Here is a 20,540-nt window from a genome sequence, read left to right as displayed (position 1 = left end):
ACATTCATGGATGCCAAGCGCGTGTTCAAGACCCCGTTGTTCTGGGTCCTTGCCGTCATCGCCATCACCGTGGTGATGTTCTCGCTCGGGGGTGACGACGGCTACGCCACGATCGACACCGCGAAGGCCGAGAAGCTCATCAGCGACAAGAAGGTCGACAAGGCCGAGCTGACGAGCGACAACGTCCTCAAGCTCGACCTCAAGCAGGACGCGGCCTACTCCGACGAGGGCGCCAACATCCAGGATGCCGACAAGGTCCAGGCCGAGTTCGTCGACGCCCGCGCCGAGTCCCTGGTCGCCCTGATCGATGCCAACGAGCCCACCAACGGCTACAACGACAAGCGGGAGACGCAGAACCCGTTCTTCACGCTCCTCATCAGCATCTTCCCGATCCTGCTGCTCGTCGGCCTCTTCTGGTTCATCATGAGCCAGTCCCAGGGCGGTGGCTCGCGGGTCATGCAGTTCGGCAAGTCCAAGGCCAAGCTGGCCACCAAGGACACCCCCAAGGTCACCTTCGACGACGTCGCCGGCGCCGACGAGGCCGTGCAGGAGCTCTACGAGATCAAGGAGTTCCTCTCCGACCCGGCCAAGTTCCTCGCCGTCGGGGCCAAGATCCCCAAGGGGGTCCTCCTCTACGGCCCTCCCGGAACCGGCAAGACCCTCCTCGCCCGCGCCGTCGCCGGTGAGGCCGGGGTGCCGTTCTACTCGATCTCCGGCTCGGACTTCGTCGAGATGTTCGTCGGTGTCGGTGCCTCGCGTGTCCGTGACCTCTTCGAGCAGGCCAAGGCCAACGCGCCCGCCATCGTCTTCGTCGACGAGATCGACGCCGTCGGACGCCACCGCGGCGCCGGCATGGGCGGTGGACACGACGAGCGCGAGCAGACGCTCAACCAGCTGCTCGTCGAGATGGACGGGTTCGACGTCAAGACCAACGTCATCCTCATCGCGGCCACCAACCGCCCCGACATCCTCGACCCCGCGCTGCTGCGCCCGGGCCGCTTCGACCGCCAGATCGCCGTCGAGGCGCCCGACATGCTCGGTCGCCACCGGATCCTCGAGGTTCACTCGCAGGGCAAGCCGATGGCTGCGGGCGTCGACCTGCTCGCCGTCGCACGACGCACGCCCGGCTTCACCGGCGCCGACCTCGCCAACGTCCTCAACGAGGCCGCGCTGCTCACGGCCCGCACCGACAAGAAGCTCATCGACGACTTCACGCTCGACGAGGCCATCGACCGCGTCATCGCCGGACCGCAGAAGAAGACGCGGATCATGTCCGCCAAGGAACGCAAGATCACGGCCTACCACGAGGGTGGCCACGCCCTGGTCGCGTCGGCGATGAACCACACCGACCCGGTGACCAAGGTGACGATCCTGCCCCGAGGCCGAGCGCTCGGCTACACGATGGTCATGCCCCTGGACGACAAGTACTCCACGACGCGCAACGAGATCCTCGACCAGCTCGCCTACGCCCTGGGTGGTCGCGTCGCGGAGGAGATCATCTTCCACGACCCGACGACCGGTGCCGCCAACGACATCGAGAAGGCCACCGCCATGGCCCGCAAGATGGTCACCGAGTACGGCATGAGCGAGCGCGTCGGCGCGATCAAGCTCGGCCAGAGCCAGGGTGAGGTCTTCCTGGGCCGCGACCTCGGGCACCAGCGCGACTACTCCGAGAAGATCGCCGGGATCGTCGACGAGGAGGTGCGTGGGCTCATCGAGGCGGCGCACGACGAGGCGTGGCACGTCATCAACGCCAACCGCGACGTCCTCGACCGCCTCGTCCTCGAGCTCCTCGAGCGCGAGACCCTCAACCAGAAGGACCTCGCGGTCATCTTCGAGGACATCGTCAAGCGCCCGTTGCGCCCGACGTGGCTCTCGAGCGAGCACCGCGGCATCTCCGACCAGCCGCCGGTCATGACGCCGGCCGAGCGGGCAGCCCTCAACGGACACGACGCGTCCGGCGCCCCTGCCGGTGCCCACGCCAACGAGGGTGACCCGGCCACGGTGGCGGCGATCGACAAGGCCGCGACCGAGGGCGCGCACCCGGCGGCGGCTGCGGCCGAGGAGCACCCGACGACCCAGGTGATCGAGGTTCCCGAGGGCCAGCGTGTCGACCCCGACGCCCACTGAGGCCGACGCTGTCCTGCCCGCCGAGGCCGACAGCGTCCCGCCGCGCCAGGTCGACCACGAGCGCGCCCGAGCCGCCGTGCGCGAGCTGCTCCTCGCGATCGGGGAGGACCCAGACCGCGAGGGTCTGATCGACACTCCGGACCGGGTCGCGCGTGCCGCGACGCAGCTGTATGCCGGCCTCTCCCAGGACCCGGCAGAGGTCCTCTCCGCGCGGTTCTCGATCGACCACGAAGAGCTCATCATCGTGCGCGACATCGAGATGTTCTCGACCTGTGAGCACCACCTGCTGCCCTTCCACGGGGTCGCACACGTCGGCTACATCCCGTCACCTGACGGCACCGTCACCGGGCTCTCCAAGCTCGCCCGGCTCGTCGACGTCTTCGCCCGCCGGCCCCAGGTCCAGGAGCGCATCACCACCCAGGTGGCAGATGCCCTCGTCGAGCACCTCGGGGTGCAGGGCGTCATCGTCGTCATCGAGGCCGAGCACCTGTGCATGTCCATGCGGGGAGTGCACAAGCCCGGCTCCCGCACCATCACCTCGGCCGTGCGCGGCCAGCTGCGCGACCCCGCCACCCGGGCAGAGGCGATGTCGCTCCTGCTCGGCGGCAAGCGGTGATCTCGCTCGTCGCCGGACCTCGGCCCCGGGTCATGGGGGTCGTCAACGTCACTCCCGACTCGTTCAGCGACGGTGGCGAGTGGTTCGAGCCCGAGGCCGCGATCGCACACGGCCGTGAGCTCGTCGCCGCAGGTGCCGACGTCATCGACGTCGGTGGTGAGTCGACACGACCCGGGGCGGAGCGGCCCCCGGTCGAGGAGGAGCTGCGGCGGGTCCTTCCCGTCGTCCGCGCCCTCGCGGCAGAGGGTGCGCTCGTCTCCATCGACACGATGCGGGCCGCCGTCGCCTCCGCCGCGCTTGATGCTGGAGCGGCCCTGGTCAACGACGTGAGCGGAGGTCGCGCGGATGGTGACATGGTCCCGCTCGTCGCGCAGGCCGGCATACCCTTCGTCGCCATGCACTGGCGGGGGCACAGCGCAGACATGCAGGAGCGGGCGACCTACGGCGACGTCGTCGCCGACGTCTGTGCTGAGCTGCGTGATCAGGTGAAGGTGCTGCAGGACCGCGGAATTCGCGCTGACAACATCATTCTCGACCCCGGCTTCGGGTTCGCCAAGACCGCCGAGCACAACTGGGCCCTGCTGCGCCGGCTCGACGAGCTCGTCGCTCTGGGCCACCCGCTCCTCGTCGGGACCTCGCGCAAGGCCTTCCTCGGTCGGCTCGGTCGACCGGACGGCGCCGAGCCGCGTCCGGCGACCGAGCGTGACCTCACCACGGCAGTGACCTCGTTCCACGCGGCGCGACACGGGGCCTGGGCGGTGCGGGTGCACGACGTCGCCGCGACCGTGCAGGCGCTCGACGTGGCCGAGGCCCTGAGCCAACCGGACGAGGTGAGCACATGAGCGACCGCATCGCCCTCAAGGGCATCTCAGCCAAAGGTTTTCACGGCGTCCTCGACTTCGAGAAGCAGGACGGCCAGACGTTCGTCGTCGACGTCGAGATGGAGGTCGACCTCGCGCCGGCCGGTGCCAGCGACGACCTCGTCGACACCGTGAACTACGCCGAGGTCGCCAGCGACATCGTCGACCTCATCGCTGGTGAGTCGCTCGACCTCATCGAGGCTCTCGCCGACCAGATCGCCGCCAAGGTGCTGACCCGTCCTCTCGTCGAGGCGGTCATCGTCACGGTGCACAAGCCGCAGGCGCCGGTCGGTCACCCCTTCACCGACGTCGCCGTCACGGTCGAGCGCCTGCGCGAGACACCGGTCGTCATCGCCATCGGGTCCAACATGGGCGAGTCGGTGGAGACGATCCAGACTGCCGTCGGGTCGCTCTGGCTCGCGCTCGAGCTCAAGGCCGCGTCCCGCGTCTACGAGACGGCACCGGTGGGCGGACCGGCACAGGCGGCATACCTCAACGCTGTCGTCGTCGGCACGACGTCGATGTCTCCGCAACGCCTCCTGCGCACGATGCAGGACATCGAGCTCGACAACGGCCGGGTCCGTAAGGAGCGGTGGGGGCCGCGCACACTCGACCTGGACCTCATCCAGTACGGCGATCCCGTCTTCGACACCGACGTGCGCCTCTCGACCGAGGCGCTGACCCTGCCGCACCCGCGGGCCCGAGAGCGCGCGTTCGTGCTGGTGCCGTGGGCCGACGCCGACTCGGAGGCGACCCTGCGGGTGGACGGCGAGGTCCGGCGCGTGGCCGAGCTCGTCGCCGAGGTGGGAACGGCCGGAGTCACCCTCGGACCCGACGTCGACCTGTTGGAGGACGGATGGTGACGGGCCACGGCGTGCGGGCGCGGGTGGCGCTCGCTGTCAGCCTCGGTGTCGGGCTCGTCTCGTGGCTCCTGTGGCACCTCGTCACGGCAGGGGGCTCACTCGTTCCTCGTCCGTCCTGGCTCGCCGCTGGCCTGCTCGTGGCCATGGCGGCGTTCGTCGTGGGCTTCGCCTGGCCGGTGCGTGCCTACCTCGGCGCTCGCTCGACCAAGCGCCTGGACCCGCTGCGCGCGGCCCGCGTCGTCGTGCTCGCCCAGGCGGCCACCCTCACCGGTGCGGCTGCTGCCGGCTGGTATGCCGGACAGCTGGCTGTCGTCGCGAGTGGACTCGAGCTCGTGGCCAACCAGTCCCGCGTGTGGCGCCTGGCGATCCTCGTCGGCGCTGGTGTCGTGCTGAGCATCGCCGGCCTGGTGGGGCAGCACTGGTGCCGCGTGGACCCGCCTCCCGAGGACTGAGGACTCGGCGGTCGCGTTCTCGCGGCCGGACCGTCAGGCGAGGGAGGCCCAGACGACCCAGTTGCCCTTGTAGTGGCCGCCCTGGACGGGAGTCGTGGGATCGCACGTGATGAGCCGCAGCAGGGGCTCGGGGTTGCCGGCGTCCCAGATCGAGTCGTCCTGGGGTACGGCCTTCTTGGACAGGGCCTTGGACCGGGTGGCCTTGAAGGTCACCGACTGTCCCGAGGTGTAGACGACGGTGATCCGGTCGCCGCTGCGCACCCTGGTGAGGTGGCCGAAGGTGTCGAGCTCGAGCTTGGGGGAGCGACGGTTGATGTGTCCCGCGAGGATCGAGGCTCCGGGCCAGCCGGGTTTGGCCCAGCCCTGCTCGGCGTACCAGCCGGCGACCCCGAACGGTGGTGCGAGCACGCCCTCGTCATCAAGCCGGCTGGGCACGAGGTCGGCGTCGACGAGGGTCTCGCCACTCGTGCTGACGACGACGACCCGCTTCGGCTCACCCCTGGGCTTGACCGTCGACGGGCCGAAGGTGGGCCCGGCGCTCCGGCGGGGGGTCGAGGTCGCGGGTGGGCGTTTCGGTGTTGCGGAAGGGCTGCGCGTCGGCGTCGGCGTCAGGGTGGGAGTGGCTGACGGACTGGCCGAAGGCGGGTAGGTCGGGGTGGACGTCGTCGGGGCGCCTGCGACCGGGGCCGGACCCCCGCGTGACTCCGTGGAGCCACGCGGGGTCAGGCCCCAGACGAGCAGTGCGACGGCGGCGACGACGGCCGCGGTCGCAGCGAGCAGCCGGCGTCGGTCAGCGGCGAGCTGCGGCACTGCGACGAGCGAGCACGGAGGCAGACCCCAGCACGAGGATCGAGCCCGTGCCAGCGGCGGCGAACGGGATCCACGACGGGGACGTCGGCTGGGCGGCGTCGGTCTGGACGACGTCCGGACGCACCGGAGACGGCGACGGGGAGGGGGCGGGGGCACTGTCATCGGTCACGACGAGCTGGTCGATCTGGGCGTCCTGGTCCGCGTCGAGGATGCAGTTGGCGAAGAGAACGACGGCGTCATCTCCCTCGCCGACGACGAAGTCATCGCCAGCGAAGAAGAACAGGTCGCCGGCCTCGTAGGTGTAGGTGCCGGGGCCATCGATGTCGAGCTCGTCCTCAGCAAAGCTGTCGTCGGAGGTCAGGGCCGCGCCAGAGAGGTCCAGCTCCTCGAAAAGGAAGTCGAGGCCGAGGTCCTCCTCGGTCTCAGGTACATAACCCAGGAGGGAGGCGCTGGCTGCGGCGCGGTCGAGGCCGAGCTTGACCAGGGCCTGACGGAACTCAGGCGCGAGCTCGAGCCTGGCGGTGGCCGGGTCGAGGGCGATGTCACGGGTCCGGGTCGTCGTGGCACCGTCCTTGATGGCGGTGTCGAAGGTCGCGGTGAGCTCCAGACCCTCGGCCGAGAAGATGGGCTCTGGCTCGTCAACGGGTTCGTCAGATGTCTCAGACTCGCTGGATTCGGGGTCCTCAAGTGCGCCCTCGGCGGCCTCGGACAGCGACTTGCCCTGCGCAAGACCCTCGGCGACGTCCTCATCGAGGTCGTCGAACGGGGGCTCTTCGACCTCGCTGAGGTCGTATGCCTCGACGAAGCAGGTGTAGGTGAGCTCGCCGCTGGCGGCCTGGGCCGACGGGGTCAGTGAGAGAGCGGCGGTGGCGGCGAGCGCACCGAAGCAGACGCGACGCAGGGCGGCAGAGGTCATGTGAGGTCTTCCAGACGAGAGGCGACACGAGATCCCGCGAGACAGGGAGGTCCGCGAAACATACCGGACGTCGGGCCTTTGTGTCCGGAATGCGCCTCGAGACCTCGACCCGGACCACCGAGGTCGGACCCGACTCAGCTGCGCATGCGCTCACCCATCACCACGGGTCACTGCCGGGAGAGGTTGCTTCGGCACGACGCCAGTCTTGGGCGACCTACTTGTCCACGTCGCCGACGACGAAGAACGTCGACCCCAGGATCGCGACCATGTCGGACACGAGAGCCCCTGGCAACAGCTCGGTGAGCACCTGCACGTTGTTGAAGGAGGCCGAGCGCAGCTTGAGCCGCCACGGGGTCTTCTCGCCGCGGGAGACGAGGAAGTAGCCGTTGAACCCCAACGGGTTCTCGGTCGCGACATAGGTCTCACCCTCGGGCACCTTGAGCACCTTGGGTAGGCGTTGGTTCACCGGGCCGGGTGCGAGCGAACTGAGCACCGAGAGGCAGTGCTCGACGAGGTCGAGGCTGACCTGCACCTGCTCGAGCAGCACCTCGAGACGGGAGAGGCAGTCGCCGGCGGTGCGGGTCACGACGTGCCCGGGACCGCCCTTGGTGAACAGCTCGCCATAGGCGAGATAGGGCTGGTCGCGCCGCAGGTCGATGTCGACGCCCGAGGCGCGGGCGATCGGACCAGAGACGCCGTAGGCCGCCACGGTCGCGGCGTCGAGGACACCGACTCCGCGCGTGCGGGCGTTGAGGATCTCGTTGCCGACGAGCATCGACTCGAGGTCGGGCAGCCGTCCGCGCACAGCCTGGACGGCGGAGTCGACGCGGCCGAGCCAGCCGGCAGGCACGTCCTCCTTGAGGCCGCCGACGCGGTTGAACATGTAGTGCATCCGTCCGCCGGACGCCTCCTCCATGACCGCCTGCAGCTCCTCGCGCTCGCGGAACGCATAGAAGACAGGAGTGATCGCGCCGAGCTCGAGCGGGTAGGAGCCGAGGAACATCAGGTGCGACAGGACCCGGTTGAGCTCTGCGAGCATCGTCCGCAGCCACACGGCGCGCTCGGGCACCTCCATGCCGAGCATCTCCTCGACTGCGAGGACCACTCCCAGCTCGTTGCTGAAGGCGCTGAGCCAGTCGTGCCGGTTGGCCAGGACGATGATCTGCCGGTAGTCGCGGACCTCGAAGAGCTTCTCGGCGCCGCGGTGCATGTAGCCGATGATGGGCTCGGCGTGGACGATGCGCTCGCCGTCGAGGGTGAGGCGCAGCCGCAGGACCCCGTGGGTCGCCGGGTGCTGCGGCCCGATGTTCAGGACCATGTCGGCCGTCGCCAGCCCGCCTGCGCCGACAGCGACCGTCTGCGTCTCCATGGTCCCGGTCGGCGTGTCAGGCATGGCTTCGAGTATGCCGCGTCATCGCCCAGTGGAACCCGCCGAGCCCGTGCGGGTCGGCGAGCGCCGCGATGGTCGAGGCCCGGCCGAGTGCTTGGACGTAGCCGAGCGGGTCGGTGCTGGCGCGCGCGTGGTCGGGCGTCGCGGCGGTGAGCCCGAGCCGGTGCAAGACGTCGCGTTGGGTGACGACCTCGTCGGCGCCGAGGGAGTCCATGGCGACGTGGGCGGTGAGGTCCCGCTGCCCGTCGGGGACCGCGTCGGTCAGGGTTCCTTCCCGGTATGCCGTGAGCGTGCCTTCCAGGGGTCGGGTCCCCTTCACGTGACCGTAGTCCACGGCGATGGTGAGGCCAGTTCGGCTGCGGGACACCAGATCTCGCCACGCCAGGTCCCGACTCAGGCCGATCTCGACGCGCTCGCCGGTCTGGGTCGTCGGCCACCAGGCATCGGCCCAGGCGCGGTCTGCCTCACTCGGCTCGCCGCCGAGCGACTCCGTCCCCGCCTCGTCGACGAGGACCTCACGCAGGACTCCGTCGTCGTCGACCTCGGCGATGGTGCACGGCACGACGTCGAGCCACTCGTGGGCGAGGACGAGCGCGTCCAGGCCGCGCAGCTCACCGGGCAGCTCTGCGCCGCCGGGGGAGCAGAGCCAGTCGACGGCTGTCGGGAGGTCGTGGGGACGCTCGACGATGTCGACGCCCAGGAGCTCGAGGTCCGGCCGGTGGTCGTGGAGGTGGGTCAGCAGCTCGCCGCGCCCGCACGCAAGGTCGACCACGCGGCATACACCGGCTTGGTCGGCAAGGTTCGCGACGACCTCGGCGAGGACGGCACCCAGCGCTCCGTGGGTCGACGTCGTGAAGTGCCCCGCGGGACCTTCGGCGCGGCGATAGAAGCCGCCCGGCGCATAGAGCGCGTCCCACCACGCATCACGCCAGGGTCGAGGGCTCACCCCCGCAACCTATGACAGGTAATCCGTTCGCATCCGACGTGGCAGGAAGGCAGACTCGGTGCACGTGAAACCCCTGACCGAGCACGAGATCCGCAGCAGCTTCGTCAACGCCTCGAAGCGCGAGGTGGCACAGGCGAGCCTGCCCGAGGTCGGCAACCTCGACTGGGAACGCCTCGAGTACCTCGGCTGGCGCGACAGCAGACGACCGCTCGGCTACGCGGTGGCCGTCCTCGACGACGTCCCGAGGGGCATCATCCTGCGCGCCGCCCCACCGGCGACCGCGCTGGGAGGTCGCCGGCGGAGCGCGATCTGCGCCTGGTGCGAGGACCCGCTCCAGACCCAGGACGTCAGCCTCTACGTCGCCAAGCGCGGTGGTGCCGCGGGTCGCAAGGGCGACACGATCGGCACACTGGTCTGCACCGAGTTCGTCTGCTCGAGCAACGTGCGACGCAAGCCGACCTTCACCGAGCTGGGCTCCGACGACCCCCCTGACCGTGAGCTGTTCATCGAGCGCCGCATCGAAGGGCTCCGGCACCGCGCGGCACGGTTCATCGCCGAGGTCCTCGCCACCGCCTGAAACCGTGCCTTGTGTGCCTGAGAACGGCGTATTCCTCGTTCTCAGGCACACAAGGCGGCAGTTTCGGGGGCCTGTGGAAGTCTCCCCGGCCGGTTCGTCACTTTCCGGCAGGCTCAACCGATGGCGCGGATTCCCGACGACGTGACCCGGCTCGCAAAGGCTCAGAACGGCTTGCTGGCGCGCCGTCAGCTGAGGGCCCTCGGACTCACGTGGGGCCACGTGCTCACGCATCTACTTGCAGAGCGGTGGGCGGAGCGCAGCCCGGTCGTCGTCAGCACGTTCACCGGTGAGCTCACCCGAGAGCAACGCGCGTGGCTGGGAGTGCTGCACGCCGGTCCGCCAGCCATCGTCGGTGGGTACACCGCACTTGAGCTGCACGGACTCAAGAACTGGCATCGAGACGCCATCACGGTCTTGGTTGACGACGAGGAGCATCTCGATCGGCTCGAAGGCATTGACTGGGTCAGGACGCGGCGCCCGCTCGATCTGTGGCATTCCAAGGGTCACGAACTGCCGATGGCGAGGGTGGAGCCAGCGGCCCTGTTGTGTGCGGCATACTCACCGCACCCGCGTATGGCCCAGGGGTTGCTCGCCGCGGTGGTCCAGCAGAGGCTGACGACTGTGCCGAAGCTTCGCGACCAGATGGAGCGGATGAAGCCGTTGAAGCGGGCTCCGCGGTTCCGGGTCGTGCTCGCCGAGATCGAGGGCGGCGCAGGTTCCCTCGCCGAGATCGATGTGACTCGCATGTGCCGCGACTACGGCCTGCCCAGGCCGGACCGGCAGAAGAAGCGGAAGGACTCAGTCGGCAGGTGGCGCTACACCGACTGCGAGTGGGATCTGCCTGATGGCACCGTGATCGTCCTGGAGGTCGACGGTGCATTCCACATGGAGGTGGAGCACTGGGAGAGCGACATCAAGAGGGAGCGGCGCATCACGAGGCGGGGCCGGGTTGTCGTGCGATGCACCGCCCGAGAGGTCCGGGACGAGCCTTTCGAGCTGGCGGCCGACCTCCGGAGTCTCGGATTGGCGGTCTTGTGTGCCTGAGAGCGGGGTATGCCTCGTTCTCAGGCACACGAGGAGAGGGGTTTAGGTTTGGGGCGTGACGCACCCCGCCCGCCTCTCCATCGGTGTCATCGGCGCCGGTCGCGTCGGCGCCGTGCTGGGGGCCGCCCTCGCCCGAGCCGGCCACCGCGTCCATGCCGTGTATGCCGTGAGCGAGGACAGCCGTGAACGTGCGGCCGCGCTCCTTCCGGGAGTCCCGGTCAAGGACATCCACGGGGTCATCGACGGCGCCGACCTCGTGCTTCTGGCCGTCCCGGACGACGCTCTCGCCGAGCTCGTCGCCGGGCTGGCGGCGACCGACACGTGGCAGGCCGGGCAGATCATCGTCCACACGAGCGGGCGCTACGGCACGGACATCCTCCGGCCGGCGCTCGCCTCGCACATCCTGCCCGTCGCGATCCACCCCGCCATGACCTTCACCGGCACTGCCCTCGACCTCGGGCGGCTCGACGAGTGTGCCTTCGGCGTCACCGGCCCCGACGCGTTGCGGCCCATGGCCGAGGCGCTCGTCGTCGAGATGGGCGGTGAGCCGGTGTGGGTCGCAGAGGACCAGAGAGCGGCCTACCACGCCGGCCTGGCCCACGGCTCGAACCACCTTGTCACCCTCATCGCTGAGGCGATGGAGGTCCTCGGCGCCGCGGGTGTCGAGCAGCCCCGCGCCGTCCTCGGACCGCTCGTGCGGGCCGCCCTCGACAACGCGCTGCGGCTCGGTGACGCAGCCCTCACCGGCCCCGTGGCCCGTGGCGATGTGAGTACCGTGGACACGCACCTTCGCGAGCTGGAGCGGATCTCACCCGAGATCCGGACGACCTACGTCGCCCTGGCTCGAGCCACCGCGGTGCGTGCGCTCGAGAGCGGGCGGCTGCGGCCGTCGGCCGCCGAGCCACTCCTCGACACCCTCGCCGACCAGGAGCCGACCTCGTGACCCAGGCCGAAGTGACCGAAACTCGTACTGCCGCAACGGTTGTCGCGAGCACCCGTGACGAGCTCCGGGATGCCCGGGCCGCACTCTCCGGCACGGACGTCGCCGTCGTCATGACGATGGGCGCGCTCCACGAGGGTCACGCCCAGCTGTTGCGTGAAGCCCGACGCTCGGCCGACCACCTCATCCTCACGGTCTTCCTCAACCCACTGCAGTTCGGCCCCAAGGAGGACCTGTCGCGCTATCCGCGCACCTTCGACGACGACCTCCGGATCGCGGTCGCCGAGGGCGTCGACATCGTCTTCGCGCCCACGCCGGACGTCGTCTACCCGGACGGCGACCCCGGTGTGCGGGTCTCGGCCGGCCCGCTCGGCGATGTGCTCGAGGGCAAGTCCCGCCCGGGCCACTTCGACGGGGTCCTCACCGTCGTCGGCAAGCTGCTCCACCTCACCGGGGCCACCCGGGCGTTCTTCGGGCAGAAGGACGCCCAGCAGCTCCTGCTCATCCGTCGCATGACCCGCGACCTCGACTTCCCGGTCGAGGTCGTCTCCGTGCCGACCGTCCGGGAGGACGACGGCCTGGCGCTGAGCAGCCGCAACATGTACCTCACCGACTCCGACCGCGAGGTCGCCCTCTGCCTGAGCCGCGCGCTCACCGCAGGAGCCGACGCAGCGGCATACGGTCCCTCCGCCATCCGCCGCGCCGCCCGTGAGGTCCTCGTCGAGGAGCCACTCGCCCTCGTCGACTACCTCGTCCTCGTCCACCCGACCACGCTGCAGGACGTCCCGGAGTGGTACCGCGGCGAGGCCCTGCTCGCCATCGCCGCCCGGGTCGGCACGACCCGGCTCATCGACAACACCCCGATCCTCGTCGGCCCCGGTGGTGGGAGACTCGATGTCTTCTCGCAGCCCGTCACGCCGGGCATCCCCGCCCGCCCGGCCGACACCACCGGCATCGGCACAGGCACGAACCAGGAGCTTTCGTGATGTACCGCTACATGCTGCACAGCAAGATCCACCGCGCGACGGTGACCCAGGCCGACCTGCACTACGTCGGCTCGCTGACGATCGACATGGACCTCATGGAGGCCGCCGACCTCCTCCCGGGACAGCAGGTCGATGTCGTCGACGTCGACAACGGCAACCGCCTGACGACCTATGCGATCGAGGGCGAACGTGGCTCGGGCATCCTCTGCATCAACGGTGCGGCGGCCCGGCTCATCAGCCCCGGCGACACCGTCATCATCATCGCCTACGCGTCGATGTCCGACGAGGACGCGCGTGCCCATGACCCGCACGTGGTCTTCGTCGACAAGAGCAACAGGATCGTCGAGGTCGGCGACGACGGCGGTGACGTCCCCGAGGGCTTCGGGCTGAGGACGTCGGCCGTGACGAAGCGCTCGCACGGGTGACCTCGCGCCCCGCGGGTCCAGACGATCGAGAAGAGCCCGGTATGCCGGGTGCTCCCGTGAGCGTCCGGCTGCCGCGTGCGCTCGCCGCGCCGGCGCCGGGCTGGACGACCTCGGCCGATGTCATCGTCGTCGGCTCGGGCATCGCCGGTCTCACCTGTGCACTGCGCCTGCGGGAACGCGTCGACCGCGTCCTGCTCGTCACCAAGACGGTGCTGGACGAGGGCTCGACGGCGTGGGCGCAGGGTGGGATCGCTGCTGCCCTCCACCCGGAGGACTCGCCCGAGGAGCACCTCGAGGACACGCTCGTGGCCGGTGTGGGCTTGTGTGAACGAGAGGCCGTCGAGGCCCTCGTCACCGAAGGCCCGCGGCGGGTGCGCCAGCTCGTCGCGCTCGGCGCCGAGTTCGACCGGGACGCCGAGGGCGAGATCAAGCTGACGCGTGAGGGTGGGCACCACCGGGACCGCATCGCCCACGCCGGCGGGGACGCCACGGGCCGTGAGATCTCGCGCGCCCTCATCGCCGCCCTCGACCGGGTGCGCGACGACCCGGGCATCGAGGTCGTCGAGCACGCCCTCGTCGTCGACCTGCTCGACGACGGCGCCGGCCGGGTCGACGGAGTCACGCTCCACGTCATCGGTGAGGGACAGCTCGACGGCGTCGGTGCGGCATACGCGCGCGCCGTGGTCCTGGCCACCGGTGGGCTCGGCCAGATCTACACCTCCACGACCAACCCACCGGTCGCGACCGGTGACGGCATGGCGGCGGCGCTGCGCGCGGGCGCGCGGATGACCGACCTCGAGTTCATCCAGTTCCACCCGACCGTGCTCTTCCTCGGCGAGGGCTCGACCGGGCAGCAGCCGCTCATCTCCGAGGCCGTGCGCGGTGAGGGGGCCTTCCTCGTCGATGGCAGCGGGCACCGGATCATGGAGGGCCGGCACGAGCTCGCCGACCTCGCGCCGCGCGACGTCGTGGCCCGCGCCATCCTCGAGACGATGCGCGACCAGGGCACCGACCACGTCTTCCTCGACGCCCGCCACCTGGGAGCCGCGTTCCTCGAGGAGCGGTTCCCGTCGATCGTGGCGTCGTGCCGATCCCTGGGGTTCGACCCGTCGACCGACCTCCTGCCGGTGGCCCCGGCCCAGCACTACGCGTCCGGTGGCATCGCGACCGACCTGCGGGGCCGCTCGTCGCTGCCCGGGCTCTATGCCTGCGGCGAGTGCTCCTGCACCGGTGTCCATGGCGCCAACCGGCTCGCCTCCAACAGCCTCCTCGAGGGGCTGGTCTTCGCGAGCCGCATCGCCTCCGACATCCCTGCGCGGATCGCCGACGGTGAGCTGCCCGAGCCCCGACCGGTCACCCCCATGCGCGCGGGCGGCGACGGCGCCGGCCCGGGGGCGCTCCTCGACAACTCGCAGCGGCTCACGGTGCAGCGGGCGATGACTGCCGGGTCGGGACCGGTCCGTTCGGCGGAGTCGACGGCCGCGACCGCCCAGGCTCTCGCGGACCTCGCCGCGCTGCCGCCCTCGACGGCCGAGCCGGGTCCCAAGACGTGGGAGACGACCAACCTGCTGCATCTCGGCCAGGTCCTCACCGAGCTGGCCCACCGCCGCGCCGAGACGCGCGGCGGCCACGTGCGTAGTGACTTCCCCGAGCGCGACGACGCCCGCTGGCTCGTCCGCCAGAGCGTGGTCGTCGCACCCGACCGCTCTCTCACCGTGACCGAACGGAGCATGCCGTGAGCTCGTCCCCCTCAGCAGACCTCGCCTTCCCGCTGCAGGACGCCCGCCGTGTCGTGACAGGCGCCCTCGACGAGGACCTCGGCGGGCCGGACGGCGTCGACGTGACGACGACCGCGACGATCCCGGCGACGCAGACGACGCGGGCCGCGGTCGTGGCTCGCGAGGACGGTGTCATCGCCGGGGTCGACGTCATTGCGCTGACGTTGGGTGAGGTGGCGGACCGTCTCGGCGCCGAGCCGCTGGTCGTCGACGTCAAGGTCGCCGACGGTGACCGGGTCGGGCGCGGTGACGCCGTCGCCGAGCTCTCCGGGTCGACCCGGGTGACCCTGACGGGGGAGCGGACCCTGCTCAACCTCCTCTGCCGCCTGTCCGGGACCGCCACCCACACCCGGCGCTGGGCCGACGTCCTCGAGGGCTCGGGCGCCATGGTGCTCGACACCCGCAAGACGACGCCCGGTCTGCGTGCCCTCGAGAAGTTCGCCGTCCGCGCCGGCGGCGGCACCAACAAGCGCATGGGGCTGCACGACGTCGCCATGATCAAGGACAATCACAAGCTGGCTGCCGGAAGTCTCGCAGCGGCATACGCCGCTGTGCGTCAGCAGTTCCCGGAGGTGCCGGTGCAGGTCGAGGTGACCACGACAGAGGAGGCCCTGGAGTCGGTCGAGGCAGGGGCGCGGTTCCTGTTGTGCGACAACATGTCCACCGACCTGCTGCGCGCAACGGTTGAGGCGGTGCGCGCGACCGGCAAGACCGTCGAGCTCGAGGCGACCGGTGGGCTGACCCTCGAGGTGGCGGCGGACTATGCCGCCACGGGCGTCGACTTCCTCAGCGTCGGTGCACTGACCCACTCCAGCCCGATCCTCGACCTGGCCCTCGACCTCCGTCCCTGAACCGCCCAGCTGGACGGTTGGGGACAGGGGAAGACCAACATGCCCGACCGTCCAGTCGGGTGGGTCCGGGACGGGTCAGTGGCCCTTGCGCAGGGGTGGTGTGCCGGCGGCGACCGTTGCCGGGTGGACGAAGAGCGGCAGCAGGCGCCGGGACGCCGGTGTGCGCAGCGCCTTGACCGCGGCCAGGTGCGCCTCGCAGCGCACGACCAGCTCGTCGTAGGCGCCTTGGCCCATCAGCTCGACGAGCTCGGCCCGGTTGCTCCGATAGACCGGCTCCGCCCCGACGTGGGCCTCTGGGTTGCCCGAGCAGTACCAGTCGAGGTCGTGCCCGCCCGGGCCCCAGCCGCGCCGGTCGTACTCGCCGATCGACACCTCCAGGTAGCTCGTGTCGTCGGGGTGCTCGACCGTGCGGAAGGTCCGACGGATCGGCAGCTGCCAGCAGACGTCGGGCTTCGTGGTGTGCGGCGGCTTGCCGGTGAGGACGGCGTGCTGGTGGAGGGCGCACCCGGCGCCGGCCGGGAAGCCGGGGCGGTTGAGGAAGATGCAGGCGCCGTCGACGACCTTGGTCTTGCGGGCGTCGTCCTCGCGCTCGGTCCACGCCGAAACCTTGGTGGGGTTCTTGCGGTCGGGGCGCAGCTGCCACTCGTCCTCGCCCAGCTCGGCGACGACGGCGGCGACCCGCGCCAGGTCGTCGTCGTCGGAGAAGTGCGCACCGAGGGTGCAGCACCCGTCGTCCGGGCGGTCGGCATAGATGCCCTCACAGCCCGACCCGAAGATGCAGGTCCACCGCGACGTGAGCCAGGTGAGGTCACAGCGGAAGCGCTGCCCGGAGTCGGAGGGATCGGGGAACTCCACCCAGGTCCGGGGGATGTCGAGCGGAGTCTCAGCCACCGGGTCACCCTATGCCGGTGACGCCGACTACCGTTGCACCATGCGGCTCGGGGTCATCGATGTGGGTTCCAACACCGTGCACCTCCTGGTCGTCGACGCCCACACGGGGGCCCAGCCCCTCCCCACGAGCTCCCACAAGCGAGAGCTCCGCCTCTCCGAGCACGTCACGGACACGGGCGAGATCGACGACGCGGGTCGGGAGCAGCTCGCCGACTTCGTCGCGGAGTGCCTCACTGTCGCCGAGGACCAGGGCGCCGAGGATCTCATGGGCTTCGTCACGAGCGCGATCCGCGAGGCACCCAACGGGGACGACGTGCTCACCGCCGTCAAGGAACGCACCGGCATCGTCCTCGACGTGCTCACCGGTGAGGACGAGGCGCGACTGACCTTCCTGGCGGCGCGACGATGGTTCGGCTGGTCGGCCGGGACCCTGCTCGTCGCCGACATCGGTGGAGGCTCCCTCGAGATCGCCCAGGGCATGGACGAGGATCCCGACGTCGCCATCTCACTGCCCCTCGGGGCCGGGCGCGTCACCCGCGACCACCTGCCCGGCGACCCTCCCGGGGTCGAGGCCGTCCGCGCCGCACGCAAGCACGTGCGGGCCACCATCGCGCGCGAGCTGCGCCCCCTGACCAAGGCCACCGCGCCGGACCGCGTCGTCGGGACCTCCAAGACGATGCGTTCGCTCGCCCGGATCACGGGAGCCGCCCCGAGCTCCGAGGGCATGTATGCCGCGCGCTCCCTCGAGCGTGCCGCTCTCGATGCGATCCTGCCCAAGCTCGCGAACATGACTGCGGCGCAACGCAGCTCGCTCCCCGGAGTCTCGACATCGCGGGCCCACCAGCTCCTCGCCGGCGGAATCGTGGCGTCCGCCACCATGGACCTCCTGGGTGTCGACCGCCTCGAGATCTGCCCGTGGGCCCTGCGCGAGGGCATCATCCTGCGCAGGCTCGACGGCATGCACTGATGGACGCCCCTGACGCGGTGGACATCCCGGACATCCCGGTCGCCCTCTCCACGGCGTCGGTCTATCCCGAGAACTGCGCTGCCGCCTTCCAGCACGCCGCCCGTCTGGGCTATGACGCCGTCGAGGTGATGGTCTGGACCGATCCGGTGACCCAGGAGGCAGGCGCCCTCCGCGCACTGTCCGAGCTCCACGGCATACCCATCGTCTCGATCCACGCGCCCACCCTGCTCATCAGCCAGCGGATCTTCGGGGTCGACGCCTGGGGCAAGGTCGACCGGTCGCTGGAGCTGGCGCACGAGGTCGGAGCCGAGACGGTGGTGCTGCATCCGCCGTTCCGCTGGCAGAAGGACTACGCCCGCGACTTCACCGACGGCATCGCGACGCGCGAGCACGACTCGGGCATCACGCTGGCCGTCGAGAACATGTTCCCGTGGCGGGTGGGTGGTCGAGAGATCGAGGCCTACCTCCCGCACTGGGACCCGGTGCCTCAGCCCTACGACCACGTGACGCTCGACCTGTCGCACACCGCGACCGCGGGTTCGGACGCCCTGGCGATGGTGGAGGCGCTGGGTCCACGCCTCGCCCATCTGCACCTCGCCGACGGGCTCGGGTCGATGAGGGACGAGCACCTCGTGCCGGGACGAGGGTCGCAGCCCTGTGCAGAGGTGCTGGACGTGCTGGTGCACAACGGTTTTGGAGGGGCCGTCGTCGTCGAGGTGTCGACCCGGCGGCTGTCGGTCACGCAGCGCGAGATGGCCCTGGCCGAGTCCCTGGCGTTCTGCCGGCTCCACCTCGCCTCCGCTCTGGCTTTCGAGGCCGAGGCCGAGGGCGCCGACGGCGAGGGCCCGTCGTGAGTCCGCGCGGTCGTCGGCCCGGAGGCGAGGACACTCGCGCCGCGATCATCGGCGCCGCGCGGTCGGAGTTCGCGCAGCGCGGCTACGACGGCACGTCACTGCGGGGTGTCGCGCGCGAGGCCGGGGTCGACCCCAAGCTCGTGCACCACTACTTCGACGGCAAGACCGAGCTCTTCGCCGAGGTCATGGCCTTCCCCGCCAACCCGGCCGTCCTCGTCGAGCAGATCGCTGCGGCCCCCCGGGCACAGCTCGGTGAGACGCTCGCCAGGGCCTTCCTCACGGCGTGGGACTCGCCTGAGGGCCGGGAGCGGTTCGCGGCGATGTTCGCCGCCGCTGCCGCCCATGAGGAGCACGCCCGGATGGTGCGGGAGTTCGTCGGGCGGGAGGTCCTGCACCGGGTCGTGGAGACGATGCAGCCACGAGATGGCACGGCACCTCAGTCGGGGGAGTCGCTCGAGCTGAGGGTGGCGCTCGGCGCCGCCCAGCTCGTCGGCATGGGGATGCTTCGCTACGTCGTCAAGGTGCCCGCGGTTGCCGACGCGACGGTCGAGGAGGTCGTCGCCATCCTCGGCCCGACCCTTCAGCACCACCTGGTCCCCCCGAGCGGCTGAGCGCAGGCTCCGACCCACCCTTCGGCCCTCCACCCCGCCAGGCCCTCGGGGTTGTGCTCGACGCCTTCTCAGGTCTAAATTCATCACATGATGAAAAGACAGCGCACCGACGCGGTCGTCGTGGAGCAGCTGCGCGTCGTCCGCGGTGGCCGTGACGTCCTGCCCGGCCTCAGCCTCGTCGTGCCCGTCGGGCAGGTCGTCGGCCTCCTCGGCCCCAGCGGGGGAGGCAAGTCGACCCTCATGCGGGCCATCGTCGGCGTGCAGCGGGTCGCCTCCGGCACCGTCACCGTGCTCGGCGAGTCGGCAGGCAGTCCCGGGCTGCGCCGTCGCGTCGGCTACGTCACCCAGTCGCCGAGCGTCTACGCCGACCTGTCGGTGCGCCACAACCTCGCCTACTTCGCCAAGGTCCTCGGCGCGCCCACGGACGCCGTCGACCGAGCCATCGAGTCCGTCGACCTCGCCAGCCACGCAGACGCCTCCGTCGGCAACCTCTCCGGAGGTCAGCGCTCGCGGGTCTCCCTCGCCGCCGCCCTCGTCGGCGACCCCGAGCTCCTCGTCCTCGACGAGCCGACCGTCGGCCTCGACCCCGTGCTCCGGCGTGACCTCTGGGACCTCTTCCGCCGACTCGCCCACGAGGAGGGACGCACCCTGCTCGTCTCGAGCCACGTCATGGACGAGGCCACACGCTGCGACCGGCTGCTGCTCCTGCGCGAGGGCGAGATCCTCAGCGACTCCACGCTGCCCGAGCTGCTCGACCACACGGGAGCTCCTGACGCCGAGCAGGCCTTCCTGGCGCTCGTCGACCGGGCGAGCGGACGCGCACCCGAGGGGCCACCCGGCCACCCGGCGCGACCGAGTCAGCACGAGAGCGGAGACCGCTCATGAACCCGCGCATCACCCTCGCCACCGCCGCACGCATCCTGCGCCAGCTGCGGGCCGACCACCGGACCATCGCGATGATGCTCGTCGTGCCGTGCGTCCTCGTCGGGCTGCTCGCGTGGATCTTCGACGGCACGCCGGTCTTCGACCGGACGGGCGCCGCGCTCCTGGGCGTCTTTCCCTTCGTCGTGATGTTCATCGTCACGAGCGTCGCGACCCTGCGCGAGCGCACGTCGGGCACCCTGGAGCGGCTCCTCACCACCCCGCTCGGCAAGGGCGACTTCATGCTCGGCTACGCCTTGGCCTTCGGCACCATGGCAGTCGTCCAGGCCCTCGTGGCAACGGCATTCGCGGTCTGGGTCTGTGGCCTCGACGTCGCCGGCCCCACGTGGCTGCTCGTCGTCGTCGCCGTCTGCGATGCGCTCCTCGGCACGGCCCTCGGCCTGCTCGTGAGTGGCTTCGCGTCCACGGAGTTCCAGGCCGTGCAGTTCATGCCGGCGTTCGTCCTCCCGCAGTTCCTGCTCTGCGGGCTCCTTGTCCCGCGTGACTCGCTGCCGCCGGTCCTGTCGACCCTCTCCGACTACCTCCCCCTCTCGTATGCCGTGGACGCGATGCGCACGATCGCTGCGGTTCGCGATCCGCTGGCTGACGTCTCGAGCGACCTCGCGGTCATCGTCGGTGCCATCGCCCTGGCCCTTGCCCTCGGCAGCCTCACCCTGCGCCGCCGCACCCCGTGACGGGAAAGCGCGAAGGT

At 70.5% G+C, this 20,540-nt stretch carries 22 protein-coding genes; 17 read left to right on the top strand and 5 right to left on the bottom strand.

Annotated features, from left to right (window positions below; genetic code table 11):
* Positions 1-6 precede the first annotated feature (6 nt).
* Genes ftsH through ACFQW8_RS04905 form a run of 5 tightly spaced genes read left to right on the top strand, consistent with a single transcriptional unit; the run spans position 7 to position 4,921 of the window.
* Entirely contained in the window at positions 7-2,130 is a 2,124-nt protein-coding gene (gene ftsH, locus ACFQW8_RS04925; RefSeq protein WP_380085845.1) for an ATP-dependent zinc metalloprotease FtsH, read from the top strand.
* A gap of 13 nt (positions 2,131-2,143) precedes the next feature.
* Positions 2,144-2,746 carry a GTP cyclohydrolase I FolE gene (gene folE, locus ACFQW8_RS04920; protein WP_380088591.1) on the top strand — a complete coding sequence of 201 codons (603 nt, stop codon included), beginning with the start codon at positions 2,144-2,146 and terminating at the stop codon, positions 2,744-2,746.
* Positions 2,743-3,588, top strand: coding sequence for a dihydropteroate synthase (gene folP / locus ACFQW8_RS04915; RefSeq protein WP_380085844.1), 846 nt, complete (start codon positions 2,743-2,745; stop codon positions 3,586-3,588). Before folE ends, folP begins: the two co-directional genes overlap by 4 nt.
* Positions 3,585-4,469 carry a 2-amino-4-hydroxy-6-hydroxymethyldihydropteridine diphosphokinase gene (folK, locus tag ACFQW8_RS04910; protein ID WP_380085843.1) on the top strand — a complete coding sequence of 295 codons (885 nt, stop codon included), beginning with the start codon at positions 3,585-3,587 and terminating at the stop codon, positions 4,467-4,469. Before folP ends, folK begins: the two co-directional genes overlap by 4 nt.
* Positions 4,466-4,921, top strand: a complete 456-nt coding sequence (locus tag ACFQW8_RS04905; RefSeq protein WP_380085842.1) for a DUF3180 domain-containing protein — start codon at positions 4,466-4,468, stop codon at positions 4,919-4,921. Before folK ends, ACFQW8_RS04905 begins: the two co-directional genes overlap by 4 nt.
* 33 nt (positions 4,922-4,954) lie before the next feature.
* On the opposite strand, the gene ACFQW8_RS04900 is transcribed toward ACFQW8_RS04905, so the two are convergent.
* The 4 genes from ACFQW8_RS04900 to ACFQW8_RS04885 all read right to left on the bottom strand — a co-directional run bounded on the left by ACFQW8_RS04900 (position 4,955) and on the right by ACFQW8_RS04885 (position 8,983).
* Positions 4,955-5,731: a class F sortase gene (locus ACFQW8_RS04900; protein WP_380085840.1), complete on the bottom strand. Its 777-nt coding sequence runs from the start codon at positions 5,729-5,731 to the stop codon at positions 4,955-4,957.
* The gene (locus ACFQW8_RS04895; protein ID WP_380085839.1) at positions 5,712-6,647 is read right to left on the bottom strand and encodes a hypothetical protein; all 936 of its coding nucleotides are present in this window, start codon (positions 6,645-6,647) and stop codon (positions 5,712-5,714) included. Before ACFQW8_RS04895 ends, ACFQW8_RS04900 begins: the two co-directional genes overlap by 20 nt.
* Positions 6,648-6,861: 214 nt before the next feature.
* Positions 6,862-8,040, bottom strand: a complete 1,179-nt coding sequence (locus tag ACFQW8_RS04890) for an NADH-quinone oxidoreductase subunit D (protein WP_380085838.1) — start codon at positions 8,038-8,040, stop codon at positions 6,862-6,864.
* Positions 8,033-8,983 (bottom strand): SAM-dependent methyltransferase, encoded by a 951-nt coding sequence (locus ACFQW8_RS04885; RefSeq protein WP_380085837.1) that lies wholly within the window; start codon positions 8,981-8,983, stop codon positions 8,033-8,035. Before ACFQW8_RS04885 ends, ACFQW8_RS04890 begins: the two co-directional genes overlap by 8 nt.
* Before the next feature lie 64 nt (positions 8,984-9,047).
* Between ACFQW8_RS04885 and ACFQW8_RS04880 the strand changes: the two genes are divergently transcribed.
* The 7 genes from ACFQW8_RS04880 to nadC all read left to right on the top strand — a co-directional run bounded on the left by ACFQW8_RS04880 (position 9,048) and on the right by nadC (position 15,584).
* Positions 9,048-9,560: an FBP domain-containing protein gene (locus ACFQW8_RS04880; RefSeq protein ID WP_380085836.1), complete on the top strand. Its 513-nt coding sequence runs from the start codon at positions 9,048-9,050 to the stop codon at positions 9,558-9,560.
* Positions 9,561-9,680: 120 nt separating this feature from the next.
* Positions 9,681-10,604 carry a hypothetical protein gene (locus tag ACFQW8_RS04875; RefSeq protein WP_380085835.1) on the top strand — a complete coding sequence of 308 codons (924 nt, stop codon included), beginning with the start codon at positions 9,681-9,683 and terminating at the stop codon, positions 10,602-10,604.
* Between the two features lie 55 nt (positions 10,605-10,659).
* On the top strand, positions 10,660-11,547 hold the full coding sequence (locus tag ACFQW8_RS04870; RefSeq protein WP_380085834.1) for a Rossmann-like and DUF2520 domain-containing protein: 888 nt from the start codon (positions 10,660-10,662) through the stop codon (positions 11,545-11,547).
* Positions 11,544-12,530: a pantoate--beta-alanine ligase gene (gene panC, locus ACFQW8_RS04865; RefSeq protein WP_380085833.1), complete on the top strand. Its 987-nt coding sequence runs from the start codon at positions 11,544-11,546 to the stop codon at positions 12,528-12,530. The genes ACFQW8_RS04870 and panC overlap by 4 nt, the downstream gene beginning before the upstream one ends.
* On the top strand, positions 12,530-12,955 hold the full coding sequence (panD, locus tag ACFQW8_RS04860) for an aspartate 1-decarboxylase (RefSeq protein ID WP_380085832.1): 426 nt from the start codon (positions 12,530-12,532) through the stop codon (positions 12,953-12,955). The genes panC and panD overlap by 1 nt, the downstream gene beginning before the upstream one ends.
* Before the next feature lie 41 nt (positions 12,956-12,996).
* Positions 12,997-14,694, top strand: coding sequence for an L-aspartate oxidase (locus ACFQW8_RS04855; RefSeq protein WP_380085831.1), 1,698 nt, complete (start codon positions 12,997-12,999; stop codon positions 14,692-14,694).
* Complete coding sequence (nadC, locus tag ACFQW8_RS04850; protein WP_380085830.1) at positions 14,691-15,584, top strand: carboxylating nicotinate-nucleotide diphosphorylase; 894 nt, start codon at positions 14,691-14,693, stop codon at positions 15,582-15,584. Before ACFQW8_RS04855 ends, nadC begins: the two co-directional genes overlap by 4 nt.
* 75 nt (positions 15,585-15,659) lie before the next feature.
* Here nadC and ACFQW8_RS04845 read toward each other — a convergent pair whose 3' ends face one another.
* Positions 15,660-16,475 carry a hypothetical protein gene (locus tag ACFQW8_RS04845; RefSeq protein WP_380085829.1) on the bottom strand — a complete coding sequence of 272 codons (816 nt, stop codon included), beginning with the start codon at positions 16,473-16,475 and terminating at the stop codon, positions 15,660-15,662.
* Positions 16,476-16,515: 40 nt separating this feature from the next.
* On the opposite strand from ACFQW8_RS04845, the gene ACFQW8_RS04840 reads away from it, so the two are divergent.
* The 5 genes from ACFQW8_RS04840 (at position 16,516) to ACFQW8_RS04820 (ending at position 20,523) form a co-directional block, all read left to right on the top strand.
* Complete coding sequence (locus ACFQW8_RS04840; RefSeq protein WP_380085828.1) at positions 16,516-17,442, top strand: Ppx/GppA phosphatase family protein; 927 nt, start codon at positions 16,516-16,518, stop codon at positions 17,440-17,442.
* Positions 17,442-18,296, top strand: a complete 855-nt coding sequence (locus ACFQW8_RS04835) for a sugar phosphate isomerase/epimerase family protein (RefSeq protein ID WP_380085827.1) — start codon at positions 17,442-17,444, stop codon at positions 18,294-18,296. Before ACFQW8_RS04840 ends, ACFQW8_RS04835 begins: the two co-directional genes overlap by 1 nt.
* On the top strand, positions 18,293-18,907 hold the full coding sequence (locus ACFQW8_RS04830) for a TetR/AcrR family transcriptional regulator (RefSeq protein ID WP_380085826.1): 615 nt from the start codon (positions 18,293-18,295) through the stop codon (positions 18,905-18,907). Before ACFQW8_RS04835 ends, ACFQW8_RS04830 begins: the two co-directional genes overlap by 4 nt.
* Before the next feature lie 87 nt (positions 18,908-18,994).
* A complete protein-coding gene (locus ACFQW8_RS04825; protein WP_380085825.1) occupies positions 18,995-19,792 on the top strand; it encodes an ABC transporter ATP-binding protein in 798 nt (265 codons plus the stop codon).
* Positions 19,789-20,523 carry an ABC transporter permease gene (locus ACFQW8_RS04820; protein ID WP_380085824.1) on the top strand — a complete coding sequence of 245 codons (735 nt, stop codon included), beginning with the start codon at positions 19,789-19,791 and terminating at the stop codon, positions 20,521-20,523. Before ACFQW8_RS04825 ends, ACFQW8_RS04820 begins: the two co-directional genes overlap by 4 nt.
* The last annotated feature ends 17 nt before the right edge of the window (positions 20,524-20,540 follow it).

The sequence above is a fragment of the Knoellia altitudinis genome (assembly GCF_042666355.1).
Lineage (GTDB): Bacteria > Actinomycetota > Actinomycetes > Actinomycetales > Dermatophilaceae > Knoellia > Knoellia altitudinis.
This window is presented reverse-complemented; position numbering and strand designations above follow the sequence as displayed.